Raw genomic sequence first — 17,088 nt, 5'->3', positions numbered from 1 at the left:
CTGTCATGGCGGAGAAGCCCCCGGTATCGCCCTGGCTCGTCCTTTCCGTGGGGGTGTTCGCCATCTCCACCGGGGCCATCTTCGCCCGCATGGCGGACGCCCCGGCCCTGGTGATCGCCGCCTACAGAACGGGGCTCGCCTCCCTCTTCCTCCTGCCCTTCACCGGCGCGGGTACTCTTCGGGAGGCCCGGGGCCTCTCAAGAAAGGACCTCCTGACGGTGGTTCTCTCGGGGGGCTTCCTCGCCCTGCACTTCGCCGCGTGGATCTCCTCCCTCTTCTACACCACCGTGGCGAGCAGCGTGGTTATCGTGAACGCCATCCCCCTGTGGACGGGGCTGCTCTCTCCCATGCTGACGGGGGATCCTTTTTCCTCCCGGCTGAAGAAGGGCCTGCTGCTCGCCCTTCCCGGAGGGGTCATCATAGGGTGGGGGGATTTCGCCCTGGGCGGGACAGCTCTCTGGGGGGATTTTCTCGCCCTGCTGGGAAGCTTCTTCGCCGCCCTGTACATCCTCTTCGGCAGAAGAGTCCGACCGAGGATGTCCCTGACGGGCTACGTGACCCTGAACTACGGCACTTCGGCCCTTGTCTTGTGGGCCATCGTGGCCGCCATGGGCCTCCCGCCCTCGGGGTATTCCGGGACAACCTGGGCTGCCTTCTTTCTCATGGCCCTGGTGCCCCAGATCCTGGGCCATTCAAGCTACAACTGGGCCCTCCGCTGGCTCTCGGGGGGAACCGTGGCGCTCTGCCTTCTGGGGGAGCCCATCGGCAGCACCATCCTCGCGGCCCTCTTCCTCTCCGAGCCCGTGACCCTGGGCAAGGCGGCGGGAGGGGCCCTCATCCTGGCGGGGATTTTCATCGCGTCACAAGAGGAAAAGAACGAACCGCACAAGAGAAGAAAGGAAGGATAGACATGCTGGAGGCAAAAACAGAGAGGATCAGAAAGGACATCGAAACCATGGCCGGGTTCACGGCAACGCCCGGGAAGGGCATGACGAGGTTCTCCTTCTCGAAGGAGGACCGGATGACCAGGGACTACATCGCCTCGGAAATGAAAGGGGCAGGGCTTACGGTCTTCGAGGACGCGGCAGGAAACCTGTTCGGACGGCGGGAGGGAACCGTTCCCGGGGCGCCGGCTGTCATGATCGGATCCCATTTCGACTCGGTGAAGAACGGCGGGGCCTTCGACGGCCCGGCGGGGGTGGTCATGGGCCTGGAAATCGCCAGGGTTCTCCAAGAGAACGGCATCGCCGCGGAGCACCCCCTGGAGTTCGCCGCCCTAGTGGAAGAAGAAGGAGCCCGGTTCGGCGGAGGGCTCTACGGCAGCAGGGCCATGACCGGCAAAGTCACCAGGGAGGCCCTGGACACCTTCAAAGACCGGGACGGCGTGTCCGCCGCAGAGGCCATGAAAGCCTTCGGCTTCGATCCCGACAAAATCGGCGAGGCAGTCCGGCCAAAGGGCAGCCTGAAGGCCTTCATCGAGATGCACATCGAACAGGGCCCCATCCTCGAGAGCGGCGGGACGGATCTGGGCCTGGTCAAGACCATCGTGGGAATCAGCCAGAGGGAAGTGGAGATCCTCGGCAGGCCGGACCACGCCGGGACAACCCCCATGGACATGCGGTGCAACGCCCTGACCGCGGCCGCAGAGGCGGTCCTCTTCCTCGACCGGGCAGCGAAGGAAGCCGCCGGTGGAACGGTGGGGACCGTGGGCAGGATGGAAGTCTTCCCCGGCGGGGCGAACATCGTTCCGGGAAGGGTGTTCTTCACCATCGACGTCCGCTCGGTGTACATGGAGAAGCTCGAACAGGTGACCGGGTCCTTCGCCGCCTTCCTGAAGGAACTGGAGAAGAAGCACGGCGTCACCATATCCGTCACAGACAAGCTGACCGTCCGGCCCGTGGAGATGTCGGCGGAGATCCTCGGCCTTTTCGAAGCCGAGGCGGCGAAGCGGAGCTACACGTCGAAGGTCATGCAGAGCGGTGCGGGGCACGACGCCATGATCATGGCATCGGCCGCGGACGTGGGCCTGGTCTTCGTTCCCAGCAAGGGAGGGCGGAGCCACTGCCCTGAGGAGTGGACCGACTACGGCCAGATCAAGAAGGGCGTGGACGTGGTCCTCGGCGCGGTGCTCTCCCTGGCGAAGACCGCGGTCTGAAACACACCGTCACAATGGGAAAGGGGCGGACCTGTCCGGGTCCGCCCCTTCTTTACCGTTCCAGTTTCAGCAGCAGCATCCCCAGGGGAGGAAGGGTGAGGCAGAGGGAGTGTTCGCTCTGTTTCCACCGAAGCTCCTCCGAATGAAGGCCCCCATAGTTGCCGAACCCCGAACCGCCGTATTCCCCGGCGTCGCTGTTCACTATCTCCCGCCAGTAGCCCCCGCAGGGGACGGGGATGCGGTAATGGAGCCTGGGTACCGGGGTGAAGTTGAACACTGCCAGGACCATGCCGCCGGAGGAATTCTTCCGGACGAAGGAGACCACGCTCTTTTCCCAGTCGGAGAAATCACACCACTCGAAGCCGTCAGGAGTGAAATCCAGCTCGTGGAGGGCAGTCTCCTGCCGGTATACCCTGTTCAGCTCCGCAACGAGAAGGGAAATCCCCCTGTGCTCCGGGATGGAAAGCTGGTCCCACTGGAGGCTGTCGTCATGGTTCCACTCCTTCCCCTGGCCGAATTCGCACCCCATGAACAGGAGCTTCTTCCCGGGGTGGGCGAACATATAGCCGTAGAGCAGGCGGAGACAGGCAAACTTCTGCCAGGCGTCCCCCGGCATCTTGCCCAGCATGGAACCCTTTCCGTGGACCACCTCGTCATGGGAAAAGGGGAGAAGGAAGTTCTCCGTGAAGGCGTACATTATGCTGAAGGTGATCTTGTCGTGGCTGTATTTCCGGTACACCGGGTCTTTCGACATGAAGGCGAGAGTGTCGTGCATCCACCCCATGTTCCATTTCATGCCGAATCCCAGCCCCCCCACGAACACGGGGCGGGTGACCATGGGCCAGGCGGTGGACTCCTCGGCGATGGTCTGCACGTCGGGGAAATCGCTGTATACGGCCTCGTTCAGCTTCTTCAGGAAGCTGATGGCCTCGAGATTCTCCCTGCCGCCGAACCGGTTGGGAATCCACTCCCCCGCCTTCCGGGAATAGTCCAGGTAGAGCATGGAGGCCACGGCATCCACCCTCAGGCCGTCGGCGTGGAACCGGTCGAGCCAGAAGAAGGCGCTGCTCAGAAGAAACCCCCGCACCTCGTTCCGGCCGTAGTTGAAAATCCAGCTTCCCCAGTCGGGGTGGTAGCCTTTGCGGGGATCCTCGTGCTCGAAAAGGCACGTGCCGTCAAACTTCGCCAGTCCGTAGGCGTCGGCCGGGAAGTGGGAGGGCACCCAGTCGAGGATCACCCCGATGCCCTTCTGGTGCAGCACGTCCACCATGTACATGAAATCCTCCGGGGTGCCGTACCGGCTCGAGGGGGCGAAGTACCCCAGGGTCTGGTATCCCCACGAGCCATAGAAGGGGTGCTCCATCACCGGGAGCAGCTCCACGTGGGTGAACCCCATGGACAGGGCGTAGTCCCCCAGCTCATGGCCGAGCTCCCGGTAGGAGAGGGACCGGAACCCCTCCACGGGATTCCTCCTCCATGAGCCGATATGGACCTCGTACACCGACATGGGGGCGCCGAGGGCGTTTTTCTCACTTCTGGAGGCCATCCACTCCCCGTCGCCCCATTCGTATTCATGGGGCCAGACGATGGAGGCCGTCTTGGGGGACACTTCCCAGAAACTGGCGAAGGGATCCCCTTTCTCGATGACTCTCCCCCGGCGTGTGCGGAGGGAGTACTTGTAGAGCGCCCCTTTTTCCACGCCCGGGATGAAGCCCTCCCAGACGCCGGAGCTGTCCTTCCGGGGAGAGAGATAGTTGGCGGTCCTGTTCCACCCGTTGAAGGTGCCTGTCACGCTCACTTCCTCGGCGTTCGGGGCCCAGACGGCGAAATATGTTCCCCGCTTCCCGCCGTGTTCCGCGACGTGGGCACCGAGCTTTTCGTACAGGCGGCAATGGTTCCCCTCCCGGAAGAGATACGAGTCCATCTCCCCGAAAAGGGAAAAATCATACTCCGTTTTTTCTGCTCCGGCCATGGTTCTCTCCTCCCCCAGGTGGTGCATCGATCTGAAAGTTATTGTACCCTATGACGGCAGAGAGAACCGTTTTTCACTGAAACACGGAAGGAGTTATTTCATGACGAAAAAGGAACTCTTCACCTCCCGGCAGGGAGCGGAGCAGGCGGCATCAGCCCTTCTGGACTGGTATGACAGGGTCCGGCGTCCCTTTCCCTGGAGGGAGACCACTGACCCGTACAAAATCTGGATTTCCGAGGTGATGCTGCAGCAGACCCAGACATCCCGGGCAGCGGACTACTACCTCCGGTGGACCGGCCTCTTCCCCACGGCGGAAGCCCTTGCCCGCGCCCCCGAGGAGGACGTCCTCAAGGCATGGGAGGGACTGGGCTATTACGGCAGGGCACGGAACCTCCGGGCAGCGGCGAAGGTGATCGCCGATACCCTGGGCAGAAAGCTTCCGGAGTCCTACGAGGAACTCCTGGCTCTTCCGGGAGTAGGCCCCTACACAGCCGGAGCGGTGGCGAGCATCGCCTTCGGCCTTCCCGTTCCGGCGGTAGACGCCAACGGGAAACGGGTCTTCTCCCGCCTTCTTGACCTCGGCTGCCCCGTGGACCGTTCCGCCGGCGAGGGAGCCGTCCGGGAGGCCTTTTCCCTCATGCTTCCCCGGGACCGCCCCGGGGACTTCAACCAGGCGGTGATGGAGCTGGGGGCTACCCTCTGCGTCCCCCGGTCGCCCAAGTGCGGTGAATGCCCCCTATCAGGCGTCTGCCGCGCCCGCGAACGGGGAACCGCCCTGCTCCGGCCCGTCTTTTCCAGGCGGGAAAAGGGGGAGACGGCGGAGGGGCGCATGCTCGTCCTTCTCAGGGATGGAAAAGTCTATCTCCGGAAGCGCCCTTCCCGGGGACTCTGGGCCGGCTTCGAAGAGTTCCCCTGGGAAGCTCCCCCGGCGGAGCCTCTCCTGCCCCATGCGCTTTCTCGGACCGAAGGGGCTGATTTCGGCCTGATCCGGTGCTCCTTCACCCGGTGGCGCATCACCCTCCGGGTGGTGATCGTTCCGGTTCCGGACGGCCTGGAAGAGAACGCTCCCGGCGGGAGATGGGCCGGAGGTGACGAACTCGCCTCCCTTCCCCTCCCCGCCGGGAGCGCCAGGGTACGGAAGATGCTCTTCCGGGCGGGGCTTATCGCCTGCCTGTCCCGAACACCGAAAGCCGGGGCAGAATGAGGTGCACCAGCACGGCGGACACAATCAGGGTGGGAAGAAGGAACGAGCCGTTGTAGACCGAGGAATAGAGCCAGACGTTGGTCCCCTCGGGGGCGAAGCTGCCGAAGAAGATCACGCCGGAGAGAACATGGCATCCGAACCGCAGCAGCCCCGAAAGGGCCATTCCGGCCAGGGGCCTGCCTGCGAAAAACCCGGCCAGGCCGAGAACGCCGAAGGCCGCCGGATAGTCCAGCACAGCCTGAAGGGGATGCACCACGTAGCCCCCCGTCATGAGCTGCATGAGACCTGAGACAGCGCCGGCGAAACATCCGGCCTTTCCTCCCCTCCGCAGGGCGAAGAGGAAGAGAGGCACCATCTCCAGGGTGATGGAGCCTCCCTGGGGCATGGTCCAGAGTCTCAGCGCAGAAAAGACAACCGAAAGGGCCACAGCGAGGGCGCCTTCCACAAGAATCCTGTTTTTATCACCGGCCATAAAAAAATCCTCCTTTGCAGATATGCATCGGAGGAATGTCCTTGAAGCGGGCACCTTCCCTTCGCCGGCATGACCCGGATCAGGTTCCAGGGGTCGGGGCGGCGATGCCCCCTCTCAGTCCTTTTCGGACTCCCCCGATGCGAATGAGCCTATTATACTCCACTCTTCCTTTCCGGTCACCGCCCCGAGAGCCGGGGAAGAAGAAACCGGATGAGACCCGTGGCCGCAAGGCGGGACGTGGTTCCCGTCGGGTCCAGGGGTGGGGCGACTTCCACCAGGTCCACGGCCCCGGCGGGCACCGTGCGGAGAGCGTCCATAAGCTGAAGGAACTGGAAGGACGTAATGCCTCCGTAGACATAGGACCCCGTCCCCGGGGCAAAAGCATGGTCCACCACGTCGATATCGATGGTGACGTACACTGAATCGCAGCCGGCGGAAGCGATGGCCGCCGCCCGGCGGACCACTTCGCCGACGCCCAGGGATTCGATATCGGCCATGGAGAACTGGACGGTCCCCGAATTCTGCAGGAAATCCCACCTGTCCCTGCTGACGAACCCTCCGCTCGCACCGATCCAGACCATGTTTGAGGGCGAGAAGCATTCAAGCTCGCTCACCCGTCTCGCCGTGGAGCCGTGGTAGAGCCTGCCCCAGGCCTCCGTGTCATCGGACAGGTCGAGGTGGGAGTCGATGTGAATATAGCCCAGTTTCGGAGCGGCTTTTTTCTTCTTCCACGCCCGCTCGAACCCCTCCACGGCCGGAAAGGTGACGTAATGGTCGCCGCCGAGCAGCACGGGAAAGGCACCCTTCAGGACTATCTCCTCCACCCCGTCCCTCACGGAAGCGGAGGTGCGCTCCACGTCGGCGGGATACACGGTGAAGTCCCCAAGGTCACGGACCGCGTCCCGGAAGGGAAACCGGACCGTCTCTCCCGTGACGGCGTTGATCATGGTCTTGTCCCCCTTGTTCAGGGCGTCCATCTGGTAGACGAAATGCAGGCTTCCCTCGCGGATGCCCCTCGGCCCGAAACGGGCCCCCTGCCGGGAGCCGCAGGTGGTGTCGAAGGGAATGCCCGCAATGGCGATATCCCCCTCCCGAAGGTCGTCCGGGGCACTTGCGGGGGCTCTCAGGAACGTGGCAATGCCGGCATAGGCCGGGTCGGTAAAGGGTTTCACTTTCTGTCAGCTCCTTTTCATTTCTTCAGCCGCCGGGACAGGCCAGGCGTAGGGAAGATCTGGTCCTTCGCTCCAACCGAACCGGCCGTACCACTCGGGATCCTTTCGCAGGAGGTTCGAGCGGTGGGACCGGTGGAAGGTTTCGTCGCCGAACCAGGGAGGCAGAAACTCCCGTCCCTTCCCGGCGAGGGCGTCCCGGTACCGCCCTTCGAGCCGTTCCTCGTCGCCGTCGCCGCCCATGATATTCAGTGCGCCCAGGATCTTGTCCCTGCAGGTGTCCCGGTAGCCCAGCCCGGTCCATCGTCGGCACACCACCACCCCGTAGAAGGCAAGGGCCGACGGATGGGCGCTCCACATGATCCGGGCCGGGTGATTCCGCCACCCCCGGAGAGCGTACTCCGGCGACAGAGCGTTCAGAAGCTGGAAGGCCTCCACCCTCTGCTTTCCGAGCCTCCGGACATCCAGCACCTCTGCGGACCGGAAAAAATCGGGGTAGGGAAGAAAGGTCTGCATGATGTCTCCTTCGGTTCACTCAAGGTCTGTCCCTGACCGGACCGATATCGTCAGAGCTCCACGCCGAGAAAAAGCCTGGCGAGGTATCCGATGAGGAAGGAGATGCCCGCCACGCCGAGGCTGATGGAAAGCATCTCGAGAAAGCTCTTCCGGAAGGGCGCATCCCGGACCACCGACATGAAAAAGGTGAAGAACAGAATGATGCCAACGCCGTTCAGCAGGGTCAGCGCCAGGGCCGCAAAGGGACTGTCAAAAACCATATAGGGGAAGACCAGCACCACCACGGTGCCCAGGTAGGCAATGCCCGTGTACACCGCCGCCTTGAGGGGCTTCCGGTCTCCCTCCTCGGACTTCTGGGAGAGGTACTCGGACGCCGACATGGAAAGGGCAGCAGCGATGCCGGTGATGCTTCCCGCCATGGCCACCACCTTGCCGCTGCCCAGGGCGAAGGTGAAGCCCGCCAGAGCTCCCGTCAGCTCCACCAGGGCGTCGTTCAGCCCGAGGATCATGGAGCTCATGTACCGGAGGCGCTCTTCGTCGATGAGGTCGGCAAGGGCTGCCTCGTGCTCCGTCTCCTCCCTGAGAATTTCGGCGGCTTCGGGAATGGCCTCCTTCACCGCGCCGTAGTTCTTCTCCGCCCGTTCCTCACCCTTTTCCATGAGCTTGATGGCGAAGGTGATGCCCATCACCATGGCAAGCAGGACGAAAAGGACCACCTTCCACCTGTCCGGAGAAAGGGAAACACCGGTGTACCGCTCCCAGACGGAAGCGTGCCGCTTTTCATCTTCGGCGATTCTCCGGAACAGGTCCCTGTTGGGGCCCTTCAGCCGCCCCGCCAGTGCCGAGTAAATGGCATGCTCCGTGATCTCCGTCCGCTGAAACTCAAGAAGGATCGACCGTGTTTCTTCGGTTACAGACTTCATCAGAATTCTCCCGGTGGACAGATTTCCGCTCCGGTAAAAAAATGGACGGGATCTATTCCTGCCCGTCGCCGCTCCGTACCGGCACGTTTTTGCTATTATACTCCACGGCATGATCTCTCCCCTTCCGCCTCGGGAGGGGATTTCGGGAAGGAGATGCCGCCGTGTCCGATCTGTCGTCCTTCTTTCGCAAAATGACGGGAGCCGTGGTCCTGGGGGTCAACCCCCCAGTCCATGATTTCACCTTTTTCGACCTGTGGGCCAAGCCCCTGGGGCTCCTCTTCCTGCTGGACCTCCTCCGCCGCCAGGGAAACACGGTCTTCCTGGCGGACTGCATCTTTGAGGGACGGACGGGAGATCTCTCCTTCGGAAGAAACGCCGTCAGGAAGACGGAGATACCCAAGCCGGCCTGCCTCGCCGGAATACCGAGGAGATATCACCGTTTCGGTCTCGGCGAAGAAGATTTCCGCGTCCTCCTTGAAAGCTGCCCTGCCCCCGACTACATTCTCGTGACCTCCATGATGACCTACTGGTACGGCGGAGTCTTCAGCTGCATCCAGACCCTCCGGGAGGTGTTCCCCGGCATCCCGGTGATCCTCGGCGGGGTGTATGCCCGGCTCTGCCCGGACCACGCAAAACTCTCGGGAGCCGACATGATCCAGACGGAACCTCTGGACCTCGATTTTTCCCTGCCGGCCACCGACCTGTACCTGGGACTGCGGTACGGCGTCCTGGCCACGACCTTCGGCTGCCCCTTCCGGTGCGAATACTGCGCCTCCCGCCTCCTCGAGCCGTCCTGCAGGAGAAGGGATCCCGCTCTCGTGCTGGAAGACGCGGCACGGCAGCTCTCGAGCGGTGAAGTCAGAGATCTTGCCTTCTACGACGACGCCCTCCTGACAGGAAAGGAACGGCATCTGTACCCCCTTCTCGAAACGTTGAACGAACGGTACCCCGGCCTCGGACTCCACACCCCCAACGGCCTCCACGTCCGGGAGATCGACGGCGAATGCGCTTCGGTGCTCAAGAAAAGCGGATTCCAGACCCTGCGGCTCAGTTTTGAAAGCTCTGACCCGGGCATGCAGCACAGAGGATCGGACAAGACATCAGACGAAGAATACCTGTCCGCCCTGGCTTCCCTCAGGAAAGCCGGCTTTTCGGACCGGCAGATGGAGACCTACATCCTCGCCGGAGTGCCGGGCCAGTCGGTTGAATCGGTGGAGCGTTCCATCCGCTTCGTCCTGGAACACGGCGGCAATCCGAGAATTGCGGAGTTTTCCCCCGTTCCGGGAACCCCGTCCTTTGAAGAGGCTGCCGCGACGCTCCCCGCACTCAGGGACGAACCCCTGCTCTCAAACAAGACGGCCTATTCCGCCTATCTTGCCGGCGCCATGTCCCCCCGGGAGCTCCAGGCCCTCAAGGACATGGCGAAGGCGGGAACGGCACGCTAGGAAACCCCGCAGGAAAAGCATCAATTAACAGAACGAATTGTATATTTTGCTTGACATCAGCAATAAACTGGAATACTATAAGAGATGAGAGTATCTGAAAGGAGGGTAAAACAAGTGAAGGACATTCCCGAACAGTTTACGAAACAAATACGGAGTTTCAACAGATTTTATACCGGGATCATAGGAGCAGTCAACCAGTCGGTGCTCAACAGTCCCTTCTCCCTCGCCGAGGCACGGGTTCTCTATGAGATCAAGCACAACAACTCCCCCACCGCAAGCGAGATCAACGTCCAGCTTGGACTGGACCCGGGCTACCTCAGCAGGATAATCCGGCGGTTCGAGCATGACGAACTCCTCGAAAAAGAACGGTCCCCCCTGGACGGCAGGGCCTACATCCTCCGACTCACCCCCCGTGGCGAACACGTCCTCAAAGCCCTCGAAAAAGCGGCGGAACAAAAGACTTCAGACCTTCTGGCCCCATTGCCGAAAGTGGATGTGGACACCCTCCTCCGGTCCATGGAGAACATCCGGAACATTCTGACCAGCGAGCCCAGGGAAGTGATCATCAGGCCGGCGAAGCCCGGAGATCTGGGGATAATGGCCTCCCAGCACATGGACTTCTACATGAAGGAGTACGGCCTCGACAGTACCTTCGAGTACTATCTCTTCGAGGGTATGGCCCGCTTCCTCAAAAACAGGGAGGCCGGAAAGGGCGGAGCCTGGGTTGCCGATCACAACGGCACCGTGGTCGGATCCATCGCCATCGACCACGAGGACGACGGGACGGCCAAGCTCCGGTGGCTCCTGGTCCATCCGGAATTCCGGGGCATGGGACTCGGCAGACGCCTCATGGACGAAGTCATGGAGTTCTGCAGGCTGAACCTCTACCGACGCATCTACCTCTGGACCTTTTCGGAACTCAGGGAAGCCCGTCACCTCTACGAACTGTACGGCTTCTCCCCCACGGAGGAAGTGAAGCATGAAATCTGGGGGAGAGAAATCACAGAAGAACGCTGGGACTACCTGCTCTTCGACCCGGAGGAAGAGGAAGCCTAGGCTTGCAAAGGGGCGGCTCTTTCACCCCGCTTATCAGGAACGGAAACCCCTTTCCTTCAACGAAAGGAGGATGAGAAGGGCACCATGGGCATCCGCTTTCGAAAAACCATCACCATCGCCCCCGGAGTCAGGATCAACCTGAGCAAGAGCGGCGTCAGCGCCACGGTGGGCCCGAGGGGAGCCACCCTGGGAATCGGCAGGGGGGGCGTCCACGCGAATGTGGGCATTCCCGGATCGGGCATCTTCTACCGCAAGAAGCTTCCCATTCCCTGGCCCGGCGGGGCAAAGAAGTCCGGCTCCGCCGCGGGAGCTCCTTCTTCCGGCGCGGGCGGGGCTCCGGAGGGCAGGAACGCCGCGGACGAGCTGAACAGCGCCGTCCAGGAGATCATCGACATCCATCTCCGGACCCTTCCGCCCACGGCGCCCCTTGCCTACACCCCTTCGGAATACGGCGAACCGGCACCGGAACTGCCTCCGTCCCCTTTCCCTCTCTGGCTGCGGGGAGCGGTGCTGGCGGCGGCACTCGCCCTCACCTACTTCACATGGGGCCTCTCCTTCATCCCCTGGGCTCTCTGGGAAGGCTACATCTACTACGCGAGGAAGAAAAACCACGGTCTGCTCCTCGCCGAATGGGAGGAACGGAAAAAAGCCTTTGAGCGGGAGGAAGACAAACGGGCCGTCCGCTTCGAAGAAGCGCTGAAGCTCGCCGGAGAGAAGCCCGAAGCCGCCCTCGAAGCGGTGATATCCTCCATCGAGTGGCCCCGGGAAACCCACGTCTCCTACCAGGTGGACGGCACCATAGCCTTTCTCGACGTGGACCTTCCCGAGATCGAGGACATGCCCCCTGTGGTCTACGGGTTCTCGAAACGCTCAGGCCTCACGGAGTCGCCGAAAAGCGAAACCCAGGTCCGGAAGGACTATGCCCGACACGTCCACGGCGTGGCCTTCCTGCTTCTGGGAGAAGTCTTCAGGGCGGTTCCCATGGTCACAGAAATCGTTCTCTCGGGGTATACCCAGAAAGTACAGTCCTCCACGGGAAGGGAAGAGGACCAGTATCTTTTCAGCCTGCGGGTGCACAGGGACCAGTGGAACGACATCAACTTCTTCGCCCTGGCGGATATTGATCCCGTGGAAGCCATCGGCGGCTTTGAAATCCGCCGGAACATGACGAAAACGGGCATTTTTAAAACGATCGAGCCCTTTTCATGAAATACTACGACATCACCCGGGAACTCCTTTCGTCGCCGGTCTACCCCGGAGACCGGGAACCGGAGCTGGAAAAAGTCTTCGACATGCGGAAGGGAGCGGACTTCAACCTCTGCTCCCTTTCCTGCAGTCTTCATGCCGGCACCCACTGCGACGCCTTCCTTCACTTCTGCCGGGACGGGCAGGACATCGCCTCCATGCCCCTCGATCATTTTATCGGGCCATGCCTTCTTCTTTCCGTGCCCGGACACAGCCTCGTCACCGAAGACGACCTCAGGGACCGCATCCCCGAAGGGACCAGGCGGCTGCTGCTGAAATCCGGCGGCACATCCTTCCTCGCCCCGTCGGGGGCAGCCTTTCTGCTCCGCCGGGGAATCCTGACCCTCGGGACGGACGCCTCTTCCGTCGCCCCTCCCGAGGACGAGGCAGGCATTCATATCCCCCTCCTCTCGGGAGGCGTGGCCCTCATCGAATCCCTGTGGCTGGATGAAGTTCCCGACGGGGAATATTTCCTTTCGGCGGCCCCAATCAAGATCAGGGGAGCGGAAGGCGCGCCCTGCCGGGCCGTGCTGTTCAGCCCGGATGCGGATACGCCGGAAACCTCATGAAAGCGACGGGAAGAAGAATGTTTTTCACAAGTGTAAGGCACTGGGCTGAAAACCACCCCTTTATCTTTGCCCCCGGCATCGTCGGAGCAGCGACCCTGCTTTTTCTTCCGGGGCGGGAACTCCTGGGAAAGGGACACTGGGCCCTTCTCTACCTTCTGGTGATTTCCGTGGTCGCCTCGGTGGCAGGATCTCGTCCCTCCTTCGCGGCTGCCCTGTCGGCCTTCCTCGCCTGGGACGTGTTTTTTCTCCCCCCATACAACACCTTCAGAGTGGACGACCCCAAGGACTGGATCTCCCTCGGCGTCTTCCTCGTGGTGGGACTCCTCATCGGACTCACATCCGGCAGGCTGAGGGAAAGGGAAGCCCTTGCCGTCGCCCAGGAGCGGGAAATGGCCCTCCTCAACAGGCTCACCGGGCGCCTCCTGGCCCTTCAGAAACCCCTGGATATGGCGGAAGCTCTTTGCAACGAGATCGAGGCCGTCTTCTCCCCCAGGTTCATCCGTTTTCACTTGGCGGACAAAGGCGGGAGCAGGTCTTTGCTCTTCGGCCTGAAAAACGACCTCGACATCGATCCCCTTGAAGAGGATTTCCTCCGGGAAACGGCGGAACGGTCCGCAGGAATCGCCTCACCTGTCATCGCCCCCTCCCGGGGCCCGACGCCGGGAGAGGAGACCGGATTCCTCCCTCACACCGCTCTCTTCCCCTCCGTCTCACGGAACGATGTTTTTCTTCCCGTCCTCTCCTCCAGCGGGCTTGAAGGGATTCTGCACATCGGCGAACGGAGGAGCAAAAAGGGCTACAGCTGGAACGAAATCCAGCTTCTGTCAGCGGCGGCCCACATGGCCGGAACCTTCCTGGAGAGAAACCGGCTGGACGAATCGGCCCGCCGGGCGGAAACCCTCATGGAAGGGGACAAACTCAAGTCGGCCATCTTTTCCTCGGTTTCCCACGAGCTGAAGACTCCCCTTTCATCACTGACGGCAACGATCTCCGATATTCTCGAGGGGGACAGGACGTGGAATTCAGGCCACGTAAAAAAGGAACTCGGATCGGTCAAAAAGGATCTGGACAGACTCTCCCACTCCATCGGATCGCTGCTGGACCTTTCGAGGCTCGCCGCCGAAGCGTGGAAGCCCGACCTTCAGTGGGTGGAGCCCGGAGAAGTCCTCGGCTGGGTTCTCTTCCGGCTGGAGCGGCACGCCCGCGAGCGGGTAAAGGCGGAACTGCCTGAGAATCTCCCTCTCATCCTGGTGGACTTTCAGCAATGGGGCAGACTGCTGATGCACATACTGGAAAACGCCCTCTCCTACAGTCCCCCAGACAGCCCCGTCACCGTCGGAGCGGAACGCACCGCCTCCGGCCTTGACATCCGCATCGGCGACAATGGCCCGGGGATACCTGATGGCGAAAAACGCATGATCTTTACCAAGTTCTTCCGGGGAATCCACTCGGGGCTGCTTCCCGGCGGAACGGGGCTCGGCCTGCCCATCGCCCTGGAAATCGCCCGGGTACACGAAGGGACAATACGGGTGGAGGATAATGCGCCTTCAGGAACGGTTTTCATCATCTCCCTGCCTGCCGGCCACGTCAGGGAAGAAACGGAGGCTGACCTGCCATGAGCTCCCCGGAAAGAAGCGTCAGAATACTGGTCATCGACGACGAGGAATCCATCAGGAGGGCCCTCCAGTCCATTCTCTCCCTGAGGAAATACGACGTGACCCTTGCCTCAGGCGGCGCTGAAGGTATCGAAAAGGCCATAGAGACCAACCCGGAACTTGTCGTCCTCGACCTTTCCCTTCCGGATATGGACGGCAAGGACGTCTGCCGGGAACTGCGCACCTGGATGAACTCGCCAATCCTGATCCTCTCGGTCAGGGGCAACGAAAGCGACAAGGTGCAGGCCCTTGACCTGGGGGCGGATGACTATCTCACCAAACCCTTCCAGGCAGGGGAACTGCTCGCCAGAATACGGGCCATTCTCCGGCGGGCGGAATCGAGGATTATCCAGCCTCCGGAGATCGTTGCCGGCGACCTGATCATCAGCCTGGCAAAACGGCAGCTTCTGCGGCAGGGGCAGGAAATTGCCCTCACCAGAACGGAATTCGAGATTCTTTCCCTTCTCGCGCAGAATATCGACTGCGTGGTAACCTACCGCATGCTGAGTGAAAGAATCTGGGACGACAGGGAAGAACGGGACCCTGCCCTTCTTCGCGTCCACGTGAGCAACCTGAGGAAAAAGATCGAACCGGACCCCTCCCTTCCCCGGTACATCCATACGGAACCCGGGGTAGGATTCCGCTTCTCCGCCCAGTAATCCCCTTTCTTTATTAAAAATTTACGCCGACGGCTCCTTTCTTGACGGTGCCTTAATTCGCCCTCTGGTAGTCTGTACCAGGTGAAACCCGCCATGCCGGAAATGACGGCGGGAAATCGGGAAAGGAAGGAGATGGAAAGGATGCTGTGTCTTGGTGATCTCGCCGAAAAACACTGCTCTTTCTCCTTCGACGAAAACGGCTGCCTTCGCCTGTTTTTTTCGGATCATTCCATCGTTCTGTATAAAGATGACGATGTGGTGGTCTTCGCCGGAGACGGGGACTCGTATCCGAGCGAGGCCGAGCGCTGGGTCAAGACCCACTGAAGCCGAACGGCCGCAGCGGCGCCTGAATTCCGGTATCATCCGCAGGACGGGTGCGCCGGAATTCCCTGACTCACCCCCATTGGAGGAACGAACGTGAAAAAAGAAGAAAAAGTGGTGCTGGTCGTCGGTTTGGGCCGGTTCGGTCAGTCTCTGTGCAAAACTCTCTCCGAGTTTCATAACCAGGTCATCGCGGTAGACAATGACAGTGAGTGCGTCGAGGAAACCGCCGGACTCGTTGATTTCTGCGTTCAGGCGGACGCCACCGACGCCGAGGCTCTTGCCAAATGCGGCGCAAAAGAAGCCGACATCGCAGTGGTCGCCATTGGTGAAAGCGTCGAGGCCAGCATTCTTGCCACCACCATCCTGAAAGACCTTGGCGTTCCCTATGTCATCGCCCGGGCGGAAAACGACATTCACGCCCGGGTTCTTGCCAGGGTGGGAGCCAATCGGGTCATCTTTCCCGAGCGGGACATGGGCGAACGGCTGGCACAGCTGCTTGTCCATCCGTGGATGTCCCATTTCGCCCAGGTGCCTGGATCGCTCTTCTACGTGGGCGAAATCCGCCCCATCCCCGAAATGGTAGGCAAGACCCTCGCAGAGCTCGATTTTCGGATCAGGTACAATGCGGTGGTCCTCACCATAAACCGCGGCGGGAAACGGTTCATCCCCAGGGCGGAGACCACCATCGAGGCCGGGGACATGATCCTCGTCGCCGGTCAAAGGGAAGACCTGACGAAGTGGGTTGAGGAATAAAGATTTTTCGTTCGGACAGACCGTCAGTTCGACAGGCATGGGGCGGCAGGGGTATCACTCCTCTGCCGCTGGTTCTCTCCGGGAAACTCTGCCGGAGGTCCACCCGCCACGGAGCTTTTCCTTCCCGCAGGCTGATTCAAGATCCTTCAACGAAGTTTTCATTCCTCCCCGCCCCAAACCATTATCTGCTGATCACCTTAGTTCACACCCAAGTTCATCCTCTTCCAGACCATGAAGAATTCCTTTATCCCGGATTGAACCGGGACTTTATAACCATGCTTCATATTGCTTCTTGCCCTAACTAAACAGCAAAACTTACCAAAAACATATCCTTCCTGAGAACTATTTAAAACGGGACACATTTGAATGTTTTTTCGAGCAAAAGGCTTCTTTTCCCCGCTTATTTCCCCCTTATTTCTTTTGACAGCATTCATGGCACATGGGATGATGACTGAAAACTTTTTTCGAAGAAATTTTCACCATCCTCGAAAAGATTTCATTCAACACCTGCGAGGCATCCTGAAGATTTCCGGATTTTCCTCCTGCAGATTTCAGGCAACAGCATTTTTTCTTGATATGCATTTTTCAACTACCTTTCAGGCTCATACCAGTGGTGCGTGGGGACACTGGATCTGATGCAGGCAGCCCCTCCGGGCTGCCTAATTTTTTGTGGGGAGTGACCATTTATGTTGAAGCTACAGTTTCTCAGAAATGTTTCCATCCGTGTCCGCCTTGTCGCCTTGACTGCCATACTGTGCCTTTTTACCGCAGGCGCCTCGTTTGTGGGCTATCAGCGCCTTGTCACCGCGGAAAGGGACATGACGGACATGTTCCGGAGCGGTGTATTGCCCGTCCAGTGGATGAACGACTCCAGGGCAAATATGAACTATATCAGGGCCAATCTCTTCGAGATGATGCTGACTACCGACGAAACGGAGAAACGCAATCTTCTCGCGGAGATCGAGAGCCGC

At 60.9% G+C, this 17,088-nt stretch carries 18 protein-coding genes and 1 riboswitch; of the genes, 12 read left to right on the top strand and 6 right to left on the bottom strand.

The features are described from left to right. Positions 1-5 precede the first annotated feature (5 nt). Both C8D99_RS08070 and C8D99_RS08065 read left to right on the top strand, forming a co-directional pair. Complete coding sequence (locus C8D99_RS08070; RefSeq protein WP_133957629.1) at positions 6-908, top strand: DMT family transporter; 903 nt, start codon at positions 6-8, stop codon at positions 906-908. A 2-nt stretch (positions 909-910) separates the two neighbouring features. Then, positions 911-2,155 (top strand): Zn-dependent hydrolase, encoded by a 1,245-nt coding sequence (locus C8D99_RS08065; RefSeq protein ID WP_208321132.1) that lies wholly within the window; start codon positions 911-913, stop codon positions 2,153-2,155. Positions 2,156-2,207: 52 nt separating this feature from the next. On the opposite strand, the gene glgB is transcribed toward C8D99_RS08065, so the two are convergent. Continuing rightward, complete coding sequence (glgB, locus tag C8D99_RS08060) at positions 2,208-4,127, bottom strand: 1,4-alpha-glucan branching protein GlgB (RefSeq protein WP_243833870.1); 1,920 nt, start codon at positions 4,125-4,127, stop codon at positions 2,208-2,210. Positions 4,128-4,227: 100 nt separating this feature from the next. On the opposite strand from glgB, the gene C8D99_RS08055 reads away from it, so the two are divergent. Continuing rightward, positions 4,228-5,331 (top strand): A/G-specific adenine glycosylase, encoded by a 1,104-nt coding sequence (locus tag C8D99_RS08055; protein ID WP_166670082.1) that lies wholly within the window; start codon positions 4,228-4,230, stop codon positions 5,329-5,331. Here the strand turns inward: C8D99_RS08055 and thiT are convergent. The 4 genes from thiT to C8D99_RS08035 form a co-directional block, all read right to left on the bottom strand. Then, on the bottom strand, positions 5,288-5,803 hold the full coding sequence (thiT, locus tag C8D99_RS08050) for an energy-coupled thiamine transporter ThiT (protein WP_133957627.1): 516 nt from the start codon (positions 5,801-5,803) through the stop codon (positions 5,288-5,290). The genes C8D99_RS08055 and thiT overlap by 44 nt on opposite strands. A 38-nt stretch (positions 5,804-5,841) precedes the next feature. Continuing rightward, a riboswitch (TPP riboswitch) is annotated at positions 5,842-5,949 on the bottom strand. 30 nt (positions 5,950-5,979) lie between these two features. Next, positions 5,980-6,975, bottom strand: coding sequence for an agmatinase family protein (locus C8D99_RS08045; protein ID WP_133957626.1), 996 nt, complete (start codon positions 6,973-6,975; stop codon positions 5,980-5,982). 6 nt (positions 6,976-6,981) lie between these two features. Then, positions 6,982-7,488 carry an MSMEG_6728 family protein gene (locus C8D99_RS08040; protein WP_133957625.1) on the bottom strand — a complete coding sequence of 169 codons (507 nt, stop codon included), beginning with the start codon at positions 7,486-7,488 and terminating at the stop codon, positions 6,982-6,984. A 50-nt stretch (positions 7,489-7,538) separates the two neighbouring features. Then, positions 7,539-8,411: a VIT1/CCC1 transporter family protein gene (locus C8D99_RS08035; RefSeq protein ID WP_133957624.1), complete on the bottom strand. Its 873-nt coding sequence runs from the start codon at positions 8,409-8,411 to the stop codon at positions 7,539-7,541. A gap of 161 nt (positions 8,412-8,572) precedes the next feature. Between C8D99_RS08035 and C8D99_RS08030 the strand changes: the two genes are divergently transcribed. The 8 genes from C8D99_RS08030 (at position 8,573) to C8D99_RS07995 (ending at position 16,117) form a co-directional block, all read left to right on the top strand. Next, entirely contained in the window at positions 8,573-9,856 is a 1,284-nt protein-coding gene (locus C8D99_RS08030) for a B12-binding domain-containing radical SAM protein (RefSeq protein WP_243833869.1), read from the top strand. Positions 9,857-9,970: 114 nt separating this feature from the next. Further along, positions 9,971-10,912: a bifunctional helix-turn-helix transcriptional regulator/GNAT family N-acetyltransferase gene (locus C8D99_RS08025; protein ID WP_166670081.1), complete on the top strand. Its 942-nt coding sequence runs from the start codon at positions 9,971-9,973 to the stop codon at positions 10,910-10,912. A gap of 84 nt (positions 10,913-10,996) precedes the next feature. Further along, positions 10,997-12,121, top strand: coding sequence for a DUF4236 domain-containing protein (locus C8D99_RS08020; protein ID WP_133957622.1), 1,125 nt, complete (start codon positions 10,997-10,999; stop codon positions 12,119-12,121). Next, positions 12,118-12,726, top strand: coding sequence for a cyclase family protein (locus C8D99_RS08015; RefSeq protein ID WP_133957621.1), 609 nt, complete (start codon positions 12,118-12,120; stop codon positions 12,724-12,726). The genes C8D99_RS08020 and C8D99_RS08015 overlap by 4 nt, the downstream gene beginning before the upstream one ends. A gap of 17 nt (positions 12,727-12,743) precedes the next feature. Next, positions 12,744-14,345: a DUF4118 domain-containing protein gene (locus C8D99_RS08010; protein WP_166670080.1), complete on the top strand. Its 1,602-nt coding sequence runs from the start codon at positions 12,744-12,746 to the stop codon at positions 14,343-14,345. Beyond that, positions 14,342-15,040 carry a response regulator transcription factor gene (locus C8D99_RS08005; RefSeq protein WP_133957619.1) on the top strand — a complete coding sequence of 233 codons (699 nt, stop codon included), beginning with the start codon at positions 14,342-14,344 and terminating at the stop codon, positions 15,038-15,040. Before C8D99_RS08010 ends, C8D99_RS08005 begins: the two co-directional genes overlap by 4 nt. A gap of 132 nt (positions 15,041-15,172) precedes the next feature. Then, positions 15,173-15,364 (top strand): hypothetical protein, encoded by a 192-nt coding sequence (locus C8D99_RS08000; protein ID WP_208321131.1) that lies wholly within the window; start codon positions 15,173-15,175, stop codon positions 15,362-15,364. Positions 15,365-15,457: 93 nt separating this feature from the next. Then, positions 15,458-16,117: a potassium channel family protein gene (locus C8D99_RS07995; RefSeq protein WP_133957617.1), complete on the top strand. Its 660-nt coding sequence runs from the start codon at positions 15,458-15,460 to the stop codon at positions 16,115-16,117. Positions 16,118-16,314: 197 nt separating this feature from the next. Here C8D99_RS07995 and C8D99_RS15420 read toward each other — a convergent pair whose 3' ends face one another. Next, positions 16,315-16,551 (bottom strand): hypothetical protein, encoded by a 237-nt coding sequence (locus tag C8D99_RS15420; protein ID WP_208321130.1) that lies wholly within the window; start codon positions 16,549-16,551, stop codon positions 16,315-16,317. 252 nt (positions 16,552-16,803) lie between these two features. On the opposite strand from C8D99_RS15420, the gene C8D99_RS07990 reads away from it, so the two are divergent. Further along, the coding region (locus tag C8D99_RS07990; protein ID WP_133957616.1) for an MCP four helix bundle domain-containing protein at positions 16,804-17,088 on the top strand (285 nt) is incomplete at its 3' end.

This window comes from Aminivibrio pyruvatiphilus (genome assembly GCF_004366815.1).
Lineage (GTDB): Bacteria > Synergistota > Synergistia > Synergistales > Aminobacteriaceae > Aminivibrio > Aminivibrio pyruvatiphilus.
The sequence above is the reverse complement of the archived record's forward strand: the minus strand, read 5'-3'. Positions and strand labels throughout refer to the sequence as shown.

What these genes read in the sequence shown, in the direction of transcription:
- C8D99_RS08040 (WP_133957625.1), bottom strand. Translation starts at nt 7,488, where the DNA reads ATGCAGACCTTTCTTCCCTACCCCGATTTTTTCCGGTCCGCAGAGGTG.
- C8D99_RS08020 (WP_133957622.1), top strand. Translation starts at nt 10,997, where the DNA reads ATGGGCATCCGCTTTCGAAAAACCATCACCATCGCCCCCGGAGTCAGG.
- C8D99_RS15420 (WP_208321130.1), bottom strand. Translation starts at nt 16,551, where the DNA reads ATGAATGCTGTCAAAAGAAATAAGGGGGAAATAAGCGGGGAAAAGAAG.
- C8D99_RS08065 (WP_208321132.1), top strand. Translation starts at nt 911, where the DNA reads ATGCTGGAGGCAAAAACAGAGAGGATCAGAAAGGACATCGAAACCATG.
- C8D99_RS08000 (WP_208321131.1), top strand. Translation starts at nt 15,173, where the DNA reads ATGGAAAGGATGCTGTGTCTTGGTGATCTCGCCGAAAAACACTGCTCT.
- C8D99_RS08070 (WP_133957629.1), top strand. Translation starts at nt 6, where the DNA reads ATGGCGGAGAAGCCCCCGGTATCGCCCTGGCTCGTCCTTTCCGTGGGG.
- C8D99_RS08035 (WP_133957624.1), bottom strand. Translation starts at nt 8,411, where the DNA reads ATGAAGTCTGTAACCGAAGAAACACGGTCGATCCTTCTTGAGTTTCAG.
- C8D99_RS08005 (WP_133957619.1), top strand. Translation starts at nt 14,342, where the DNA reads ATGAGCTCCCCGGAAAGAAGCGTCAGAATACTGGTCATCGACGACGAG.
- thiT (WP_133957627.1), bottom strand. Translation starts at nt 5,803, where the DNA reads ATGGCCGGTGATAAAAACAGGATTCTTGTGGAAGGCGCCCTCGCTGTG.
- C8D99_RS08015 (WP_133957621.1), top strand. Translation starts at nt 12,118, where the DNA reads ATGAAATACTACGACATCACCCGGGAACTCCTTTCGTCGCCGGTCTAC.
- C8D99_RS08010 (WP_166670080.1), top strand. Translation starts at nt 12,744, where the DNA reads ATGTTTTTCACAAGTGTAAGGCACTGGGCTGAAAACCACCCCTTTATC.
- C8D99_RS08055 (WP_166670082.1), top strand. Translation starts at nt 4,228, where the DNA reads ATGACGAAAAAGGAACTCTTCACCTCCCGGCAGGGAGCGGAGCAGGCG.
- glgB (WP_243833870.1), bottom strand. Translation starts at nt 4,127, where the DNA reads ATGGCCGGAGCAGAAAAAACGGAGTATGATTTTTCCCTTTTCGGGGAG.